Annotated in this window: 1 protein-coding gene; it reads left to right on the forward strand. The window is 42.5% G+C overall.

All coding sequences use genetic code 11. The annotated features are described in order from the left end of the window. A partial coding sequence (locus tag INF73_RS21975) for a YebC/PmpR family DNA-binding transcriptional regulator (RefSeq protein ID WP_193547352.1) occupies positions 1 to 322 on the forward strand: 322 nt, incomplete at both ends.

The following is a 322-nucleotide window of genomic DNA, read 5'->3' on the forward strand; positions in this document are numbered from 1 at the left end:
ATAGCCGTGTTTATGCAAAATTCGGGATTGAAATTTACGTAGCAGCGAAGTCAGGAGACCCTGATCCTCATGCAAACCAAAAATTACGGTTTGTAATCGAACGCGCCAAAACATACAATGTACCAAAACATATTATTGATCGCGCTATTGAAAAAGCAAAAGGTTCAGCAGATGAACAATATTCTGAATTACGCTATGAAGGATTTGGGCCAAATGGTTCAATGGTCATTGTTGATGCTTTAACAAACAACGTGAACCGAACAGCAGCAGATGTGCGGGCCGCATTTGGTAAAAATGGCGGAAACATGGGGGTCAGCGGTGC

Source organism: Enterobacter cloacae complex sp. P6RS (assembly GCF_014982245.1).
GTDB lineage: Bacteria > Pseudomonadota > Gammaproteobacteria > Enterobacterales > Enterobacteriaceae > Enterobacter > Enterobacter bugandensis.